This window comes from Caballeronia choica, from assembly GCF_001544535.1.
GTDB classification, from domain to species: Bacteria; Pseudomonadota; Gammaproteobacteria; order Burkholderiales; family Burkholderiaceae; genus Caballeronia; species Caballeronia choica.
Window position 1 is genome coordinate 36135 of the sequence record NZ_FCON02000015.1, and the last position, 19485, is coordinate 55619.

At 64.4% G+C, this 19485-nt stretch carries 17 protein-coding genes; 12 read left to right on the forward strand and 5 right to left on the reverse strand.

Going from position 1 to position 19485, the window contains the following annotated elements; translation table 11 throughout:
- Nucleotides 1-34 precede the first annotated feature (34 nt).
- Nucleotides 35-367 (forward strand): divalent-cation tolerance protein CutA, encoded by a 333-nt coding sequence (cutA, locus tag AWB68_RS09455; protein ID WP_087644083.1) that lies wholly within the window; start codon nt 35-37, stop codon nt 365-367.
- The gene (gene dsbD / locus AWB68_RS09460) at nt 360-2213 is read left to right on the forward strand and encodes a protein-disulfide reductase DsbD (protein WP_087644084.1); all 1854 of its coding nucleotides are present in this window, start codon (nt 360-362) and stop codon (nt 2211-2213) included. Before cutA ends, dsbD begins: the two co-directional genes overlap by 8 nt.
- A 71-nt stretch (nt 2214-2284) precedes the next feature.
- Here dsbD and hemB read toward each other — a convergent pair whose 3' ends face one another.
- Both hemB and yihA read right to left on the reverse strand, forming a co-directional pair.
- A complete protein-coding gene (gene hemB, locus AWB68_RS09465) occupies nt 2285-3283 on the reverse strand; it encodes a porphobilinogen synthase (protein WP_087644085.1) in 999 nt (332 codons plus the stop codon).
- Nucleotides 3284-3568: 285 nt separating this feature from the next.
- Entirely contained in the window at nt 3569-4231 is a 663-nt protein-coding gene (yihA, locus tag AWB68_RS09470; protein ID WP_087644086.1) for a ribosome biogenesis GTP-binding protein YihA/YsxC, read from the reverse strand.
- A 288-nt stretch (nt 4232-4519) separates the two neighbouring features.
- Between yihA and AWB68_RS09475 the strand changes: the two genes are divergently transcribed.
- From AWB68_RS09475 to msrQ, 5 genes are all read left to right on the forward strand, one after another.
- Nucleotides 4520-5176, forward strand: coding sequence for a c-type cytochrome (locus AWB68_RS09475; RefSeq protein ID WP_087644087.1), 657 nt, complete (start codon nt 4520-4522; stop codon nt 5174-5176).
- A 198-nt stretch (nt 5177-5374) separates the two neighbouring features.
- A complete protein-coding gene (locus tag AWB68_RS09480; RefSeq protein ID WP_087644088.1) occupies nt 5375-7594 on the forward strand; it encodes a cytochrome c biogenesis protein ResB in 2220 nt (739 codons plus the stop codon).
- Nucleotides 7595-7598: 4 nt separating this feature from the next.
- Nucleotides 7599-8801 (forward strand): c-type cytochrome biogenesis protein CcsB, encoded by a 1203-nt coding sequence (gene ccsB, locus AWB68_RS09485; protein WP_087644089.1) that lies wholly within the window; start codon nt 7599-7601, stop codon nt 8799-8801.
- Nucleotides 8802-8954: 153 nt separating this feature from the next.
- On the forward strand, nt 8955-9950 hold the full coding sequence (gene msrP, locus AWB68_RS09490; RefSeq protein ID WP_087644090.1) for a protein-methionine-sulfoxide reductase catalytic subunit MsrP: 996 nt from the start codon (nt 8955-8957) through the stop codon (nt 9948-9950).
- A 9-nt stretch (nt 9951-9959) separates the two neighbouring features.
- Nucleotides 9960-10613, forward strand: coding sequence for a protein-methionine-sulfoxide reductase heme-binding subunit MsrQ (gene msrQ / locus AWB68_RS09495; RefSeq protein WP_235028269.1), 654 nt, complete (start codon nt 9960-9962; stop codon nt 10611-10613).
- A 50-nt stretch (nt 10614-10663) separates the two neighbouring features.
- Here the strand turns inward: msrQ and lysA are convergent, their stop codons facing one another.
- Both lysA and lptM read right to left on the reverse strand, forming a co-directional pair.
- The gene (lysA, locus tag AWB68_RS09500; protein WP_087644092.1) at nt 10664-11926 is read right to left on the reverse strand and encodes a diaminopimelate decarboxylase; all 1263 of its coding nucleotides are present in this window, start codon (nt 11924-11926) and stop codon (nt 10664-10666) included.
- Nucleotides 11927-11950: 24 nt separating this feature from the next.
- On the reverse strand, nt 11951-12277 hold the full coding sequence (lptM, locus tag AWB68_RS09505; RefSeq protein ID WP_087644093.1) for an LPS translocon maturation chaperone LptM: 327 nt from the start codon (nt 12275-12277) through the stop codon (nt 11951-11953).
- 35 nt (nt 12278-12312) lie between these two features.
- On the opposite strand from lptM, the gene cyaY reads away from it, so the two are divergent.
- A complete protein-coding gene (gene cyaY, locus AWB68_RS09510; RefSeq protein WP_087644094.1) occupies nt 12313-12630 on the forward strand; it encodes an iron donor protein CyaY in 318 nt (105 codons plus the stop codon).
- A gap of 36 nt (nt 12631-12666) precedes the next feature.
- Here cyaY and AWB68_RS09515 read toward each other — a convergent pair whose 3' ends face one another.
- Nucleotides 12667-15069, reverse strand: a complete 2403-nt coding sequence (locus AWB68_RS09515; protein WP_087644095.1) for a penicillin-binding protein 1A — start codon at nt 15067-15069, stop codon at nt 12667-12669.
- Between the two features lie 259 nt (nt 15070-15328).
- Here AWB68_RS09515 and pilM point away from each other — a divergent pair, with 259 nt between their 5' ends.
- Genes pilM through AWB68_RS09535 form a run of 4 tightly spaced genes read left to right on the forward strand, consistent with a single transcriptional unit; the run spans nt 15329 to nt 19408 of the window.
- Nucleotides 15329-16324, forward strand: coding sequence for a type IV pilus biogenesis protein PilM (gene pilM / locus AWB68_RS09520; protein ID WP_087644096.1), 996 nt, complete (start codon nt 15329-15331; stop codon nt 16322-16324).
- Entirely contained in the window at nt 16321-16974 is a 654-nt protein-coding gene (locus AWB68_RS09525) for a PilN domain-containing protein (protein WP_087644097.1), read from the forward strand. Before pilM ends, AWB68_RS09525 begins: the two co-directional genes overlap by 4 nt.
- Complete coding sequence (locus AWB68_RS09530; protein WP_087644098.1) at nt 16971-17867, forward strand: type 4a pilus biogenesis protein PilO; 897 nt, start codon at nt 16971-16973, stop codon at nt 17865-17867. The genes AWB68_RS09525 and AWB68_RS09530 overlap by 4 nt, the downstream gene beginning before the upstream one ends.
- Nucleotides 17867-19408 (forward strand): type IV pilus secretin PilQ, encoded by a 1542-nt coding sequence (locus AWB68_RS09535; RefSeq protein ID WP_087644099.1) that lies wholly within the window; start codon nt 17867-17869, stop codon nt 19406-19408. Before AWB68_RS09530 ends, AWB68_RS09535 begins: the two co-directional genes overlap by 1 nt.
- Nucleotides 19409-19485 lie beyond the last annotated feature (77 nt).

The following is a 19485-nucleotide window of genomic DNA, read 5'->3' on the forward strand; positions in this document are numbered from 1 at the left end:
CTTTTTAGCACCGCGACGCGCGATGGAGACCGTAGTGAATATCCCTGTCGTGCTTATCCTCACGACGCTGCCCGATGCCATCGCAGCCAACGACCTCGCGCAGCAAGCGCTGGAGGGGCGACTCGCCGCGTGCGTCACAGAGCTTGGCGCGGTCCGTTCCCGCTATCACTGGCAAGGAAAACTTGAAGCAGCGGAAGAAATTCAGATGCTCTTCAAAACCAGCATCGCCCGCAGCGCGGAGCTTCAGCGTTTCATTGAATCGAATCACCCCTACGAAACACCCGAAATTCTCTCGTGGCAGGCGGACGCCTCGCCGGGTTACGGGCAGTGGGTCGTCGCGGAAACATCACGTCCTCTTCATGCTTAAGTTTTCTGACTTTGTCGCGCGTCCCGCGCTGTTGGCGGTCGCGTATCTACTCTCGTGTTTATTCGTGCTGTTTGGCACGTCGAGCGCCGCCCGTGCGGCCGACGACTTCCTTGACCCAGCCGTCGCATTCAAATTCAGCGCGACAGAACGCCCCGGCGAGATCGAGGTGCGGTATAACGTCGCGGACGGGTATTACATGTATCGCGAGCGATTCGCCTTCGCGGCCAAGGGCGGCGATGCAACGCTCGGCCCCGCGCAATTGCCGGCCGGCAAGGTCCATTTCGACCAGACGTTCAACAAGGACGTCGAGACGTATCGCGGTAACGTCGTCATCCGGATTCCGGTGAAGCAGGCGAGCGGACCGTTCGACCTCGCCGTCACCTCGCAGGGATGCGCCGATCAGGGCATCTGCTATCCGCCGATGGAACGTGTGTATCACGTGAGCGGGGCTGCGCTGCACGCGGCCGATGCAAACGCTCCGCCGGCCCGCAGCGACACGACGATGTCCGATGTGCCGTGGTACGAACGGGCGACGAACGCCGATTACGCACAGTCGCTACTCGAAGGCGGTGGATTTTTCGCCATCGTCGGACTGTATTTTGCGGCGGGCGTCGTGTTGAGCCTCCTGCCTTGCTCGTACCCGATGATTCCAATCCTGTCGGCGATCATCATCGGCGAGGGCACCCGCGTCACGCGAGCGCGCGGGTTTGCGCTGTCAATCGCTTATGTATTCGGCATGGCGCTCGTCTACACGGCGCTTGGCGTGGCGGCGGCGCTGGTCGGCCAAAGCCTGGGCGGGTGGCTCCAGAATCCGTGGGTGCTCGGCGCGTTCGCGATACTGCTGACCGCTTTCGCCCTCACGCTGATTGCGGGATTCGACATCGCCCTGCCCGAACGCTGGCAAAGCGGCGTGAACGCTGCGTCGCAGAAACGCTCGGGCGGCAAATTCGCAGCGGTCGTGACGATGGGCGCGCTGTCGGCGCTGGTCGTCGGCGCTTGCATGACGGCGCCCCTTTTCGCCGTGCTCGCCTTCATCGCGCACACGGGCAGCGCGGTGCTCGGTGGCGCTGCACTGTTTTCGATGGGTGTTGGGCTGGGCGTGCCGCTCCTGATTATCGGACTTGGCGCCGGCGCACTGCTGCCGCGCGCGGGTGCGTGGATGGACGGCGTAAAGGTCTTCTTCGGCGTCGTGCTACTGGGCGCGGCATTGTGGATTGTGTGGCCCGTTCTCGGTGGCGTCGCGCAAATGTTGCTGGGCGCCCTGTGGCTGCTGATCGCGGCCGCGGCGCTCGGCCTGTTCGCAGCGGGCACCCCGACGATGTCGATCTGGCGGCGGCTCGGCCGCGGTTTCGGCGCCGCGCTCGCGATTTGGGCGGCAACGCTGCTCGTGGGCCTTGCCGCCGGTTCGACCGACCCGGTGCGCCCGCTCGCGGTGTTCGCAGCACGAGGAGGCGGAGGCGGAATTTCGAGTGCGCAACAGGCCCAGAATCCGACGTTCGCGCCGGTGCGCTCGTCCGCGGAACTCGATCTCGCGGTCAAAGCCGCCGCGCGGCCGGCGATGCTGGATTTCTATGCCGACTGGTGCGTCTCCTGCAAGGAAATGGAGCATCTGACGTTCAGCGACCCGCGCGTGCGGACGCGTCTCGCGCAACTCAACCTGCTGCGCGCCGACGTCACCGCCAACAATCACGACGATCAGGCTCTGCTCAAGCGCTTCGGACTGTTCGGGCCACCCGGCATCATTTTTTTTGATGCTCAAGGCAATGAAATCGCGCGAGTGGTCGGCTATGAGTCGCCGGACAAATTCCTGAAGAGCATGGAGAAGGTCGGCACACCGACCACGTAAGCGCACACGGCGCAAAACCAAAAAGGGCGATGCCGACAGCGGCATCGCCCTTTTTCATGAGAACGGAACGCTTATCTCGATGCTCGCAGGATCCGCGCGGCGTCCAACGCGAAATACGTCAGCACGCCATCGGCGCCCGCGCGCTTGAAAGCTAGCAATGATTCCATCATCGCCTTGTCATGATCGAGCCAGCCGTTCTGCGTGGCCGCCTTGATCATCGCGTACTCGCCGCTGACCTGATAGGCGTAGGTCGGAAAGCGGAACTCCTCCTTCACGCGATACACGATGTCGAGGTACGGCATGCCCGGCTTGACCATCACCATGTCCGCGCCTTCCTCGATGTCCATGCGCACTTCGCGCAGGGCTTCGTCGGAGTTGGACGGGTCCATCTGGTACGTCATCTTGTTGCCCTTGCCGAGATTCGCGGCCGAGCCGACGGCATCGCGGAACGGCCCGTAAAACGCCGACGCGAACTTCGCCGCGTACGCCATGATGCGCGTGTGAATGTGGCCGTCGCTTTCCAGCATCTCGCGAATCGCGCCGATACGCCCGTCCATCATGTCCGACGGCGCCACGATGTCGACCCCCGCCTCCGCTTGCGTACGAGCCTGATCGACGAGGATCTCGCTGGTTTCGTCGTTCATCACGTAGCCTTCCTCGTCGAGCACGCCGTCCTGGCCGTGGCTCGTATATGGGTCGAGCGCGACGTCGGTGAGAACGCCCAGTTCGGGGAAGTGCTTCTTCAGTTCGCGCACGGCACGCGGGATCAGTCCTTCCGCGTTCGTCGCCTCACGGCCATCGGGCGTCTTCAGCGAGGGTTCGATCGCGGGAAACAGCGACAACACCGGCACACCCAACTCGACGCACTGCTCGGCCACTTTCATCAACAGATCGACAGAAGTGCGCTCGACGCCCGGCATCGAAGGCACTGCCTGCCGCACATTCACGCCTTCGACGATGAAAACCGGATAGATCAGATCATTCGTGGTGAGGATGTTTTCGCGCATCAGGCGGCGCGAGAAGTCGTCGCGGCGCATACGGCGCGGACGGTGATGCGGATAGAAACTCATGGCCTTTTCGACGTGAGGAGTGATTCGGTTGATGGGCGGCGATGTTGCTCCGAATGTCCGGAGCCTTGCTGGCTGTGCCTCGCGGGTCCGCCCAGAAACTTTTCGAGACAATGGTATATCATACCGATCGAGCTAGGCGCTTTGCGCTGAACTCCCCGCTTCTCCTCCCTGAGCGGGTGCCTGTCGTTATTCGATTAGGCTGTTTGACCCGCCGTCATGCGGCGGGTTTTTTTATGTGCGGACGGTTTACCGCAGCGCAGCGCGTCCAGGCAAGGCGAACTCCGCTCACCGCGCCGCATCTTCCGGATCGCTTTCGCCCGCCGCTTCGGGGATGAGCCAGCTTTCGATCAACTCGTGCGCCTCTTCGATACCCGTGCGCTTCAACGCCGAGAACAGCTGCACGGTCAGTTCGCCGCGATAGCCCGCCGCCTTGTATTCGGCGAACGATTTTTTGGTGGCGCGCAGGGCATTGGTCATCTCCTGTCGCGTCAATTTGTCGCACTTGGTGAGGAGCGCGTGGATCGGCTTACCCGTCGGCGCGAACCAGTCGAGCATGATCTGGTCGAGTTCCGTGAGCGGCCTGCGCGAATCCATCATCAGGATCATTCCGCAAAGCTGGGCGCGGCTCTGCAGGTACGTGGAGAGCAACTGCTGCCAGTGCGCCTTCGCGGCACCGGGCACTTCGGCGTAGCCGTAGCCCGGCAAATCGACGAGATGCGCAACGGGCTCATCGGCCGGACCGACCGAAAAGTAATTGATATGCTGCGTGCGTCCCGGCGTCTTGCTCGCGAAAGCCAGCCGTTTCTGATTGCACAGGATATTGATCGCAGTCGATTTACCCGCGTTCGAGCGTCCCGCGAACGCGATTTCCGGTTGCGGCGTGGGCGGCAAATCGCGCAAATGATTGACGGTCGTGAAGAAGCGGGCTTGATGGAGCAGGAATGACATTGGCGGGCCGATTAGGAAAAGCGGTGAAAACCCAAGCCTTGAATACCCGGCAAATACTGGGCATGCCCCGACTGGCGTCTTTGCGATTAGCAGGTTATTGTACAATACGGCGGTTTTCCGAAGACCAGCACGGGCGCGCAAGACCCAAGCCAGATAAGGAGCGAGACGGATTTCGGGGCATTTTTTGAGCCCTTCGTTCGGGTGTCTTGCGGCGGATCGTGGCAAAACGGTCGCCGTCGTTTTTTGCAGAACCTCACATTCTCACAAGACGAAAAACAGGGTACGCGAATGAACCGACTGTACAAGTCTCTGATGGTGCTTCAAGTAGCAGCAACGTTCGGCGGATTGGCAGTGTCAGGACAGGCGGCGGAGTCCGCCCAGCCTGCAAAACCGGATCTGAACCGGGGACAGGCAATCGCAACCCAGGTATGCGCTGCGTGTCACGCGGCGGATGGCAATAGCGCCGGCGCCGCATTTCCAAAGCTCGCGGGCCAGCACGCTGAGTATCTCGTCAAGCAGTTGAAGGATTACAAGACGCAGCCGGGCGCGAAAGCACCGGCGCGCAACAATCCGATCATGGCGGGCATCGCAGGCGCCTTGTCCGATCAGGATATGGTCAACGTCGCGGCTTACTTCGCGTCGCAGCAAACCAAGCCCGGCTTTGCGCGCGACAAGAACACCGTGGCGCTTGGTCAGAAGATCTATCGCGGCGGTATCGCGGACAAGGGCGTGCCGGCATGCGCGGCCTGTCACGGCGCAACCGGGATGGGCATTCCGGTGCAGTATCCGAGGCTGTCGTGGCAGTGGGGCGACTACACCGCGGCGCAGTTGAACGCGTTCGCGCAGGGCACGCGCAACAACAGCGAGCCGATGCACACGATCTCGCTGCGCCTGACCGACGCCGAAGTAAAGGCCGTATCGGATTACATCGCAGGCCTGCATTAAGCACCAACCAAAGCACCGAGCACCAGGTTTCGAGGCATTAGCAGCGTCCAGCGATCTGCCGCGCAGCAACAGATCACGCAGCAGTCGCCCACATTACGAAGCCGGTCCCACGAGACCGGCGCAAACAAGAAAAGGGTGGGACGTCGGTCGATGACCGCTAACGTCGCCACCCTTTTTTGCTGTCCAGTCGGAGTTTGAATGAGCGTCACCACCTCGGGATTGCAGTCGAAGTCGAGTCGCCGCGCTGTCAGGCATTTTGTCGAACTCGTCAGTTCGATGCGCTTCGCGATCGCGTTGCTGGTCATTCTCGCCATCGCGAGCATCATCGGTACGGTCCTCACGCAGGAAGACCCGTACCCGAACTACGTCAATCAGTTTGGTCCGTTCTGGGCTGACATCTTTCGCGGCGTGAGCCTGTACAACGTGTACAGCGCGTGGTGGTTCATGCTGATCCTGATCTTCCTGGTGATCTCGGTCTCGCTGTGCGTGATCCGCAACGGCCCGAAGATGATCGCCGACATGAAAAGCTGGAAGGATCGCGTGCGCGAAGGCAGCCTGCGCGCGTTCCACCACAAGGGCGAATTCGACGTGCCGACGAGCCGTGGCGACACCGCCGCCACGCTGCAGCTGCTTTCCGCGAAGCTCGGCTACAAGTTCATCACGCGCGAAACCGACACTGGCGCGACGCTGATTGCCGCCAAGCGCGGCGCGCTGACGAAGCTCGGCTACATCTCGGCGCATCTGGCGATCGTCATCATCTGCCTGGGCGGGCTGCTCGACAGCAACCTGCCGATCAAGCTGCAAATGTGGCTCTTCAACAAGACGCCGGTCAGCACCAACGCCGTTATCAACGATATTCCGCCTGAACATCGGCTTTCGTCGTCGAACCTGACGTTTCGCGGCTATGCGTGGGTGCCGGAAGGCCAGTACGTCGGCACGGCGATCCTGAACCAGCAGGATGGGTCGCTGATCCAGGACCTGCCGTTCTCGATCCAGCTCGACAAGTTCATCGTCGATTACTACTCGACCGGCATGCCGAAACTCTTCGCGAGCGACATCGTCGTGATCGACCACGCCACCGGCAAGCGCATTCCCGCGCGCGTGGAAGTGAACAAGCCGTTCACTTACGACGGCATTTCCATCTATCAGTCGAGCTTCCAGGACGGCGGCTCGAAGCTCGACATGACCGCCTGGCCGATGACCGGCGACCGCGCGACAACGACGCCATTCGGCGGCACCATCGGCGGCACGGCGCCGATCGATCCGCACATCATCGGCGCGAAAGGCGACACGGTCGAATTCAGCGATTTCCGCGCGATCAACGTCGAAAACGTCACGAATGGAAGCGGCGCGGTGGATGCACGCGGCGTCGGCCAGTCGCATTCGCTCAAGCAAGCCTTCGACGAGCGGCTCGGCTCGGGCGCGAAGACATCGAAGCCGAGCGACCTGCGCAACGTGGGTCCGTCGGTGCAATACAAGGTGCGCAGCACGGATGGCCAGGCGCGCGAGTACAACAACTACATGCTGCCGGTGGACGTGGCCGGCCAGCCGATGTTCCTCGCGGGCATGCGCGAGAGCCCGAACGATTCGTTCCGCTACCTGCGCATTCCCGCCGACGAGCAAAGCTCCGTCAAGCAGTGGATGAACCTGCGCGCGGCACTGGCGACGCCCGCGATGCGTGTCGAAGCGGCGCACCGGTTCGCGCAGCGTTCGGTGCCGCAGGCGAACGCCGAGTTGCAGAAGCATCTGGAGGAAAGCGCCGTGCGCGTGCTGAACCTGTTCGCCGGCGCCGACGAAGCCGGCGCAGCGCAGCCGAATGGCCCGGGCATTGGCGGCTTCCAGGCGATCGCCGGTTTCATCGACCGTTCCGTGCCGAAGGGCGAGCAGGAAAAGGCGGCGGGCCTCCTGCTGCGCATGCTGGAAGGCGCGACCTGGGACCTGTGGCAGATTTCCCGCGAGCACAACGGCCTGCCCGAAGCCAAGGTCGACGAAAAAAACACCGCATTCGTCCAATCGTCGATCAATGCACTTTCGGACAGCTTTCTGTACGGATCGCCGGTCTTTTTGCAACTCGATTCGTTCAAGCAGATCCAGGCGTCGGTGTTCCAGCTAACGCGCGCACCCGGCAAAAAACTGGTGTATCTTGGCAGCCTCCTGCTCGTACTCGGCATCTTCTCGATGTTTTACGTACGTGAACGCCGGCTCTGGTTCTGGCTCAAAGATAAAGGCGAAGGCGGCGCGACGGTGCTGATGGCGATGTCCACCGCGCGCAGGACACTCGACTTCGAAAAGGAATTCGCCCAGACGCGCGACACGGTCGCCGCCACGCTCGGCGGCAGGCCGGTCGTCGCGGCCCCGGCTTCCCCGCCGGCCGCCGCGCAACCCGAATCCGTCGGCTCGCACGAATCAACCCGGTAAGATCATGGACCTCACACAAGCTTCCTCCCGTTCGACTCCGGCGGCCCAGCGTCCCGCGCAAAGCCCCGCCGATGCGGCCCTTTTCGACGATCGTCCGTTCCTCAAGAAACTCGGCGCACTCGACTGGCTGTTCGCGCTGGCGATGGTCGCGGGCGCGGGGTTCGCGCTGTACCGCTATCACCCGTTCATGAACGTGTACGACAAGGCAGTACTGGTGTGCGCCGTGCCGACCTTCGTCGTGCTCGGCTGGCGCTGGAAACCGGTGCGCCTGTTGATCGCGATGATCGCGGTGCTGTCGCTGATGTCGATTCAGCTTTATCACGCCGATCTCGCCCGCGCCGACACGAACTTCTTCCTGAAATACTTCTTGTCGAGCCAGTCGGCGATTCTCTGGATGAGCGCGCTGTTCGTCCTCGCGACGGTGTTCTACTGGATCGGCCTGCTCACGCGCTCGCAGACGGGCGGCGCGATCGGTTCGCGAATGACGTGGGTCGCGGTGCTGATGGGGTTTGTCGGTTTGATGGTGCGCTGGTACGAGTCGTATCTGATCGGCGCGGACGTCGGCCATATTCCGATTTCGAATCTCTACGAAGTGTTCGTGCTGTTCTGCCTGATCACGTCGCTGTTCTACCTCTACTACGAGCAGCATTACGCCACCCGCGCGATGGGCGCGTTCGTGCTGCTGGTCATCAGCGCGGCCGTCGGCTTCCTGATGTGGTACTCGATCGCCCGCGATGCGCAGCAAATCCAGCCGCTCGTCCCCGCCCTGCAAAGCTGGTGGATGAAGATTCACGTACCCGCGAACTTCATCGGCTACGGCAGCTTTGCGCTGTCGGCGATGGTCGCCGTCGCCTATCTGGCGAAAGAACGCGGCGTGCTCGGCGATCGCCTGCCATCGCTGGAAGTGCTCGACGACGTGATGTACAAGTCGATCGCGGTCGGCTTCGCGTTCTTCACGATCGCGACGATCCTCGGCGCGCTGTGGGCTGCCGAAGCCTGGGGCGGCTACTGGAGCTGGGACCCGAAGGAAACCTGGGCGCTGATCGTCTGGCTGAACTACGCGGCGTGGCTGCACATGCGTCTGATGAAGGGCCTGCGCGGCGCGGCGGCCGCATGGTGGGCGCTGACGGGACTGCTGGTCACGACGTTCGCCTTCCTCGGCGTCAACATGTTCCTCTCGGGCTTGCACAGCTACGGCAAGCTGTAATCTGGCGCGCCGTCGGCCGACTAAGAACCGTCATGCACATTCTGCTGGCGGTTTTTTTTCGCCGTCGCCGGAATAGCGGCATCCGAACGCCTGTTTAACCGTTATATCTATTTGGAACGCAGGCACGCCAGCGTGTCTGCTCAGGAACAGCACATGTGGAACAAACGAAATCGCCAGTTATTTGGCGACGATATCGCGCGTAGCGAGATCACGCCGCGCGAGGTGTTCGAGAACCGCCGTCGCGTGTTGCGCGCGATGGGCGCGGTCGCGGCGACGGCGACAGGGCTCGCCGGCTTGAACGGCGAAGCTTTCGCCACGATGACGTCGCCCGATGCCAAAGCGCCCAAGCTCGCGGCGAAGACCAATCCGAAGTTTGTCGTCGTCGACAAGGTGACACCATTCAAGGACATCACGTCGTACAACAACTACTACGAGTTCGGCACCGACAAGGGCGATCCGGTGCAAAACGCGCATTCGCTGCGTCCGAAACCGTGGAAGATTTCGGTCGAAGGCGCGATCAAGAATCCGAAGGTGTACGACATCGACGAAATCCTGAAGCTCGCGCCGCTGGAAGAGCGGGTGTATCGGCTGAGATGCGTGGAAGGGTGGTCGATGGTGATTCCGTGGATCGGCATTTCACTTTCGGAGCTGATCAAACGCGCGGAGCCGAACGGCAACGCGAAATATGTGCAATTCATCTCGCTCGCGGACCCGTCGCAGATGCCGGGCCTGTCGACGCCGATCCTCGACTGGCCGTATTCCGAAGGCCTGCGCATGGATGAGGCGATGAACCCGCTGGCGCTCCTGACGGTCGGCCTGTATGGGCAAGTGCTGCCGAACCAGAACGGCGCGCCGGTGCGCGTGATCGTGCCGTGGAAATACGGCTTCAAGAGCGCGAAGTCGCTGGTGAAGATCCGCTTCGTCGAAAAGCAGCCACCGACGAGCTGGAACACCTACGCGCCGAGTGAGTATGGTTTTTATTCGAACGTGAATCCGGACGTCGACCATCCGCGCTGGAGCCAGGCGACGGAGCGGCGCATCGGCGAGGACGGCTTCTTCACGCCGAAGCGCAAGACGCTGATGTTCAACGGTTACGGCGATCAGGTCGCGTCGCTGTACCAGGGCATGGACCTGAAGAAGAATTTCTGAATGGACACCATGCCAACCGCATCCGATATCAAGCGGCCGGCAGTCACGCGCGGCGGCGTCGGCTGGATCGTTCCGGCGAAGGTGATCGTGTTCGTCGCGGCGCTTTATCCGCTCGCGCGCATCGTGCTGCTCGGCGTCACCGACGGGCTGGGCGCGAACCCGATCGAATTCATCACACGCTCTACGGGCCTCTGGACGCTCGTCTACCTCTGCATCACGCTTGCGATCACGCCGGCGCGGCGGCTGACCGGCGTGAATGCGCTGCTGCGATTTCGGCGGATGCTCGGGCTTTATGCGTTCTTCTACGCCGTGCTGCATTTCACGACGTACCTGTGGTTCGACAAGTGGTTCGATGTCGCCGCGATTCTGAAGGACATCGTCAAGCGGCCGTTCATCACGGTTGGCTTCGCCGCGTTCCTGCTGCTGATTCCGCTCGCGGTGACGTCGCCGAAAGCGATGGTGAAGAAACTGGGCCGCCGATGGCAGACGCTGCACAAGGCCATCTACCTGGTCGCGACACTCGCGATCCTGCATTTCTGGTGGATGAGAGCAGGCAAGCACGATCTGATTTTGCCGAAGACCTATGGCGCGATTGTGGTTGCGCTGCTGGGCTGGCGATTGGTCGTCTGGCTGAAGGACAGAAACGCACGCCAGACGCGTTAAAAAAAAGCGATGCCGAGGCATCGCTTTTTTTACTCGTAAGGCATCGAAAATCACTCCGGCAGGATCGATTCCCCGGCGAACAACTGCTTCACTTCCTCGCGTTCGCGCACGAGCCGCGCGCGTTCATGATCGACCATCACTTCGGCGGCACGCGGACGCGTGTTGTAGTTCGAGCTCATCACGAAGCCATACGCGCCGGCCGAGCAGATCGCGAGCAGGTCGCCCGGTTCGACCGCCAGTTCGCGGTCGCGGCCGAGCCAGTCGCCGCTCTCGCACACCGGGCCGACCACGTCATAGACATGCGCCTGCGCCGCGCGCTTCACGACCGGCACGATCCGGTGAAACGCCTCGTACATTGCCGGGCGCGCAAGGTCGTTCATCGCGGCATCGACGATGACGAAGTTCTTTTCCTCGCCCGGCTTCAGGTATTCGACGCGCGTAAGCAGCACGCCCGCATTGCCGACGAGCGAGCGCCCCGGCTCGAAATACACCTCGCGCTGGCCGTGTCCGCGCTTCTCGACATGCGCGAGCAGCGTGCGCACGAAATCGCCGATATCGGGCGGCGTTTCGTCGTCGTACGTAATGCCGAGGCCACCGCCGACATCGACGTGGCGAATCTGCGCGCCGTCCGCTTCGATCTGTTCGACTAGGTCGAGCAGCTTGTCGACGGCGTCCAGATATGGGCTGATCTCGGTGATCTGCGACCCGATATGGCAGTCGATGCCGATCACGTCGAGATTCGACATCGCGCCGGCCTGCGCGTAGGTTGCGCGGGCATCGGCGAACGCCACGCCGAACTTGTTCGACTTGAGGCCGGTGGAAATATAGGGATGCGTTTTCGCATCGACGTCGGGGTTCACGCGCAGCGACACCGGCGCTTTCTTGCCCGCGGCCTTCGCTACTTCGTTGAGCGCATGCAATTCGGGAATCGATTCGACGTTGAAGCACTTGACGCCCGCGTCGAGCGCCTCGCGCATCTCGGCCGCGGTCTTGCCGACGCCCGAAAACACCGTGTTCTCCGCCTTGCCGCCCGCGGCCAGCACGCGCGCCAGTTCACCCGCCGAAACGATGTCGAAGCCCGCGCCGAGCCGCGCGAACACGTTGAGCACCGCGAGGTTGCTGTTCGCCTTGACGGCGACGTGGATCTTCGCGCGGCGGCCGTCGCATGCATCGGCGTACGCGTGGTAAGCCTCGGTCAGCGCACTGCGCGAGTAGACGTAGAGCGGCGTGCCGAACTGTTCGGCGAGCGACGCGGCCGACACGCCTTCGGCGTGCAGCACGTCGTCGACGTAGGAGAATGCGGATTGAGTCATGCGAAACCTGGAGAAGCGGCGAGGTTAGTAAGCCGACGAGGCGGCTTTGGGCGCAGCGGCGTTGGATTTCAGGTCGGTGTCCGGCGACAGCGTGAGCGGTGTGCCCGAGGTATCGGGCACGGTGGCGGCAGGCGTTGTTCCCGCTGCGTTGCCCGTCTGCGATGCTGGTTCACCGCTCGGCGTGACGTTCGACGACGGCGTTTCCGGGAGGTCGCCTGGACGCTGGGGCAGCGGCGGCGTGGTGGGAAGATAGAGCGGACCGCGCTGTCCACACCCGCTGAGCGCACCCGCCGCGACGGCGGAAACGGCCAAAGCCGTTACAATCGCGCTCATCCTGAAAACCACTCGCATGACTGTCCCTGAATAATTGATCGCTGGAGTTTAGCATGACAGACCAGGAATACCTGACCCTCGCCGAGGCCGCGCTGACGGCCATCGAACGCTCAGTGGACAAGGCGGAGGCCGATATCGAGTTCGAGCGCAGCGGCAACGTTCTGACGCTGGAATTCGAAAACCGCACGAAGCTGATCGTCAATTTGCAGCCGCCGAAACACGAGATCTGGCTGGCGGCGAAGGCGGGCGGATTTCACTACAAATACGTCGACGGCAAGTGGCGCGACACGCGCGACAACTCCGAATTCTTCGCGACGCTGACCAAGTACGCGACGGAACAGGCAGGCGAGCCGGTCAGCTTTTCAGCGTGACCGGCCCGGGTTCGTGACCGCAACGAAACGGCGCGGTCACTGTCCCTTGAAGAGATTCATGATGTCCTGCTTTTCCTGCTCGCCGACATCGGGCGCCGGCGCCGTCACGCCCGATACGCCTCCTTCCTGCGGCGGCGCCTGACTGACGCCGATCGTCGCCACGAAGCCGTGTCCCGGCGTCATGTCGTCGAAGTACAGTTCGCTGCCGAGCGAGGTCACGTCGGGCGGCTGCAGCGGACGCCATTCCGGCACGCCGCGCAGCGCGCGCGTCATGTAGTCCATCCACACCGGCAAGGCGAGCCCGCCGCCCGTTTCCTTGTCGCCGAGGCTGCGCGGATTGTCGTAGCCGATCCACGCGATCGCCACGAGCGAATGCTGGTAGCCCGCGAACCACGCGTCGCGTGAGTCGTTCGTCGTGCCCGTCTTGCCGGCGAGATCGCCGCGCTTCAACTGATTCGTCTTCGACCCCGTGCCGCGCTGCGCAACGCTTTGCAGAAGGCTGTTCATCACGTAGGCATTGCGCGGCGTGATCGCGAGCGGCGCGGTTTCCTGCGCGACGAGCGGCTGCGGATGCGACACCACCGCGCCGCGCGGATCGGTGATATCGGCGATCAGGTACGGATTCACGCGATACCCGCCGTTCGCGAATACCGAGTACGCGGTCGCCATCTGCAGCGGCGTGACGAGACCGGCGCCGAGCGCCATCGGCAGATAAGCCGGATGGCGGTCGGCGTCGAAGCCAAACTTCGTGATGTAGCCCTGCGTGTACTTCGTGCCGATATGGCTCAGGATCCGGATCGACACGAGGTTGCGCGACTTCATCAGCGCCTGGCGCATCGTCATCGGGCCGTCGAAGCCGCCGCCGTAGTTCTTCGGCTCCCAAGCCTGCCCGCCGGTTTCGGCGGCGCTGAAGAAGAGCGGCGCGTCGTTGATGATGGTGGCCGGCGACAAGCCCTTTTCCAGCGACGCCGAATACACGAACGGCTTGAAGCTCGACCCCGGCTGGCGCCATGCCTGCGTGACGTGGTTGAACTTGTTCTTGTTGAAGTCGAAGCCGCCGACGAGCGCGCGGATCGCGCCGTCCTGCGGCACGACCGACACCAGCGCGCCTTCCACCTGCGGCAGTTGCGTGATGGTCCAGGCGCCGTCGTCGTCCTTCACGAGCCGCACGATCGCGCCCGGCCGGATGCGCTGGTTCGGCTGCGCGCGGGTCGAGAGCGCGCTCGCGACGAAGCGCAGATTGTTGCCGTCGATCGTCACCACATTGCCGTCGATGAAACTCGCCTTCACCTCTTTCGGGCTCGCCGACGTCACCACCGCCGCGACGATTTCGCCGTTGTCCGGATGCTCGACGAGCGCGTCGTCGATCGCCTGCTCGCGGTCGTCGGCGTTAGCGGGCAGGTCGATGAAGCCTTCCGGTCCGCGATAGCCGTGGCGATGCTCGTAGTCCATCAGGCCCTTGCGCACCGCGCGATAGGCGGCGTCCTGGTCGGCGGAATCGATCGTCGTCACGACGTTCAGGCCGCGCGTGTACGCCTCTTCGCGATACTGCGCGTACATCATCTGACGAACCATTTCCGCGACGTATTCGGCGTGCACGCTGAATTCGCGCCCGGCGCCCTTCACGACGAGCGGCTGCTTTGACGCCTGGTCGTATTCGTCCTGCGTGATGTAGTGCAGTTCGAGCATCCGCTGGAGGATGTACTCCTGGCGCACCTTTGCGCGCTTCGGATTGACGACCGGGTTATACGCCGACGGCGCCTTCGGCAAGCCGGCAAGCATCGCCGCCTCGGCGAGCGAGATGTCCTTCAGGTCCTTGCCGAAATACACGCGCGCCGCGCTGGCGAAGCCGTATGCGCGCTGGCCGAGATAGATCTGATTCATGTACACCTCGAGAATCTGATCCTTCGTCAGCGCCCGCTCGATCTTGTACGCGAGCAGCATCTCGTAGATCTTGCGCGTGTAGGTCTTTTCGCTCGACAGGAAGAAGTTGCGCGCGACCTGCATCGTGATCGTGCTCGCGCCCTGCGACGCGTGGCCGTTCGTCAGCGCGACCGTGCCCGCGCGCAGGATGCCGGTCAGGTCGACGCCGCCGTGATCGTAGAAACGCGCGTCCTCGATGGCGAGCACGGCCTTCTTCAGATGATCCGGCACGTCCTGGATGCGCACGACGCTGCGCCGCTCCTCGCCGAATTCGCCGATCAGCACGTGATCGGCCGTATAGATGCGTAGCGGCACTTTCGGCCGGTAATCGGTGAGTGCGTCGAGCGAGGGCAGGTTCGGCTGCGCGACGACGAGCGCATAACCGAGCACGAGTACCGCCGAGATGACCAGCCCGAAGATACATATGAAAAATCCGAACAGCAGCCGCAACAAAAGCGGACGCTTCTGCCGCTTGGGCGGCTGTGACGGCGGGGACGACGGAGAAGAAGATTGCATAGCACCACCAAAAAACGGTCCCGCGATTATAGCTGTCCCACTTTACCGCCCTCGTCGCGGAAGGCTCGTCCAGCCCTGCGAGCGTGACAGTCGGCGGCAAGGCATTCGCAGCACGGTGGTGTCGGCTGGACGCATGGACTGTGCCGCGTTCCGCTCGCGTTAGCCATCCGGCCGAATGTTCGCCGCGCTCCGCTCTAACCACAATTCTCCTACTGCAAGCGCTCGAACGGTTCGGCGCGCATGAAAGAAGGAGGCGGGGATGAGCAGGGAACAAGCGTTGCGCGGATCCATATTGGCCGTCACGCGCCGTTACGCGGCGGGCATCGACGTGAGCGAGCGGGCCGTGCGGCTCGCCGTCGTGAGCCGCCGGTTGCGGGCGAACGGGCCGATATGCGTCGAGCACCTGGAATCGGTGCCGCTCGCGGCGGGCGCGGTGATCGGCGGCGATTTCGTCGACCGGAACGCCGTCGTCGCCGCGTTGCGGGAAGCGTTCGGGCGCCTGCCCGCACGCGGCGCCTGGCGCGCGCTGCGCTGCGCGATGGGGCTGCCGGCCTCGGCGACGCTCACGACGCAGGTGCCGCTCGCCCGATTGATCGAGGCGCGTCACGGCGAGCCGGGCGGCCGGGACCCGCTCGGCGTGCTCGAACCCGCCGTGCTGGCCGAAGCCGAGCGCGCGGCGGGCATCGAACGGGCCGCGCTGGCGGTCGACTGGTCCATCGAAGCACGCAACGACGGCTGCGCGCAGGTGTCGATCGCGGCGACTGCGCGGCAGCACGTCGAGTCTCGCGTCGAGACGGCGGCGGCGGCAGGCATCTCGCTCTCTGCTATCGACGGCGAGCCCGCCGCCGCATTGCGCGCGATGCGCCATGCCGGAACCATCGAACTCGACGCGCGGGACAACTACATCGTGTGCTGGGCGGAGAGCACGGGCCTCCACGCGTGGCTCGTGGGCGAGGAGGGCGTGGAGAACGCGTTGCGCTATCCGGCGCCGGAATATCCGAGCATCACCGACGCCTTGCTCGACCTGATCGGGCCGAAGGGGCCGCCCGACTGGATCTTCGTCGGCGGTGACGTGGATCTGCTGACCCGCGCGGGCTATGCCGCGACCGAGCTGACCGCCATCTTCCGCTGCCCGGTGCTGCCGTTCGAATGCGCGCCGTTCTGCAACGGCGCGGCGCCCATCGACGATGCGCTGCGGCACTCGCCGCTCTTCGCGGTCGCGTTCGGACTGGCACTTCGCGAGGTGATGCAATGACGGGCCTCGTACGACTCGATGGGTTCAACCTGCTGCCATATCGGTCGAGAAAGCGTCGCGAGGCGCGCAACCGGCGGCTCGTGGCGCTCGCCACGGCTGGATTTGCCGGGTGTGCGGCGGTCGGCGCGGTTGCGGGTTGGGATGCGTTCGAACTCGCGCGCCTGGAGAAGCAGCGTTCGCAACTGGAAGCGGCGCTCGGCCGGTCGAGCGCCGATGCCGCCGAGCATGGCCGCCTGACGGACGCCGAGTCGCAGCGGCGGCGTGCGCGCGAGGCCGCCGGGCCGCTCGCTGCTCCCGGCGCGCGCTTTCTCGCCTTGCTCGATGCGCTCGCCGAGCCGCCGCCGGGCGGTGTCGTGTTGCAACGCGTTACCCAACGGCCGCAGGAGGTCGAACTCGCCGCGTTCGCGCCCGATTCGCAGACGGCCGCGCGCTGGCTCAAGCACCTGGAAACGGTGCGCGACGTGCAGACGGTGGAAGTCGTCGAGATGAAACGGCCCGTCTTGCCGGCGCTGCGTTCGAAGCCGGGTAAGACACCGGGCGTCGCGAGCGGCTACGAATTCACCGCGCTCGTGCGATGGATCGGCGAAACATCGCCCCGGCATCCGCCCAAGGCGGTTTCGGTTTCCTCCAAACGGAGTTCGAACAAATGAACACGCTCGCGATGAATCGCCCGTTGCGGCGCGAATTTGACCTGAAGCGACGGCTCATGCAGCCGATCGACACATGGAGCCGTCGGCGCACGGTGCTTGCCGGCGTCGTCTTCGGCGTGTTGGTCGGTGTTCTCGGCGCGCAGATGTGGCGTGCGTCCGGCCTGAATGGGCTCGACGCGGGCCGCTCGGCGCTCGAGGAAGCGCAGAAGCGTATCGAGAAGGCCAAGCGCATGCGCGACGCGCTGCCGGCGCTGCGTGCGCGGGCGGTGGCGGCGGAAAAGCAGGCGCCGCAGCGCTGGACCTCGGCCGACGCGCTGCATGCCATTCCCGCTCTCGCGACGCAGAACGGCTTGCGCGTCGCCGCGATCGAACCTGCGGCGGTGAAAGGCGCTGTGATCGAACCCGCAGCGGCGGCGGGCACCACGCCGGCCGGCGAGCGGGTGCTCAAGCTGCGGGCGGACGGCACGTTCGGTGAGGTGCGCCGCTTTCTGGACGCGCTCGGCGGGCTGCCGCGTCTCGTCGTCGCCGATGCCGTGCAGTTGAAGCGCGGCCCGAACGACGTCGCCTTCGAGGCGACGTTGCACGTCTTTGAAACGCTGCCCGCCGTCGCGCGTCCCGCGGATGTCGACCGCCGCGATGTCTCCGTCATCGATCCGTTCGGCAAGAAGGGCGCCGCTGCGTTCGGGCCAGCGGCCGACATGCTGCTCGTCGGGACGCTGGTCGGCCGACAGCGCGCGATGGCGCTCGTCGAGACGACGGCAGGCGTCGACGGCTTCGCGCCCGGGCAGATGATCGGCGATGAACGGCTCGGCCGCGTCCAGGCGCGTTCGATCGATCTCGCGCGCGGCGACGGCCAGTCGCGCACGGTGGCGTTCGCGGAGGATCGTCCGTGATGGCGCGCTCGCACGTCACGCGACGGCACGCGTTAGCCGCTGGCGCGCTTTTGCTGTGTCAGGCGCTGGCGGCGGAGAGCGCCGTGCCGCCCTTGCCGCCGCTCCCCGACACGCTGCCGACGGACCAGTTCGCGGTCGATACGAGCGTGCCGCCGGTTCCGGCTGTCGCTTTGCCGGAGCCGGCGGACGCCGCAGCGCAGGATTCGGGCTGGGTCGCGCCGTCAGAAAAGACCCCCGCGCCCGACACGGCCCCCGCGCTGGAAGGTCCGCCGGTGCCGTTGCCACCGCTCGAGCGTCTGAGCGACGCGTCAGACTTGAAAGGCGGGCAACCGGATGACGGCAAGCCCATCACGCTGAACCTGAAAAATGCCGACCTGCCCGCCGTGCTCCAGACCTTCGCGAAATTCTCCGGCCTGAACGTCATCGCGAGCGAGAAAATTCGCGGCCTCGTTTCGCTGAATCTGGTAAACGTGCCGTGGCGCCGCGCTTTCGACACGCTGCTGGAGGTCAACGGCCTCGCGATGGAACGCCACGGCGACGTGATCTGGGTCGCGCCGCTTGCGGAACTGGCGGCGCGCGAGAAACTGCGCTTCGAGGCCCACGCGCGTGCCGCCGACCTGGAACCGCTCGCCAGCCGCACCTTCGTGCTGCGCTATCCGCGCGCCGACGACGTCCGCAAGCTCCTGACCGGCGCGGGCAGCCAGCGGGTGCTATCCAAGCGCGGCTCGGTGATGGCGGACCCGCGCACCAATCTGCTTTTCGTCACCGATCTCGACGCTCGCATCGCGCAGATCGCCGACCTGATCGCGCGGATCGACAAGCCGACGCCGCAGGTGATGATCGAGGCGCGGATCGTCGAGGGCGACACGGGCTTTTCGCGCAACCTGGGCGTCAAGCTGTCGATGACGTCGACGGGCGACTCGCCGCACGGGATCGTCGGCGGCAAGGACGGCGCGGTTTACGATTTGTCGGCGCGGCCGATTTCCGGTTTCGACGCGGCCACGGCGGGTCTCACGCTCTTCGCCGCGCAGGCGACGCGCCTCCTGAACATCGAATTGAGCGCGCTGGAGGCCGAGGGGCGCGGGCAGATCGTGTCGAGTCCGCGGGTGATCACGGCGGATCGGGCCAAGGCGCTCGTCGAGCAGGGCACCGAGCTGCCCTATCAGGCGAAGGTCGGAAATGGCGTCTCGGGAGTGCAGTTTCGGCGCGCTGCGCTCAAACTGGAGGTCGAGCCGCAAATCACGCCGCACGGGCGCGTGATTCTGGACCTGGATGTCTCGAAGGACAGCGTCGGCGAAGAGACGGCGGCCGGTCCCGCGATCAACACCAAGCACGTGCAGACGCGCGTCGAGGTGGAGGATGGCGGGACCGTGGCGATCGGCGGGATTTATTCCGCTGACGAACGCAGCGATGTGACGGGCGTGCCGGTGCTGTCGAAAATCCCGCTGGTCGGCTGGCTTTTCAGGCACGACGCGCGGCGGACCTCGCGCAGCGAGCTGGTGATCTTCATCACGCCGCACGTGGTCGTTCCGCCGGGCTGACGAAGCCCGCCGAAAGCCCTTCCAGACTCGACAAAGCGGGCGGTTTGCCCTTAAGCTGCCGCACGAACAAAACCAGA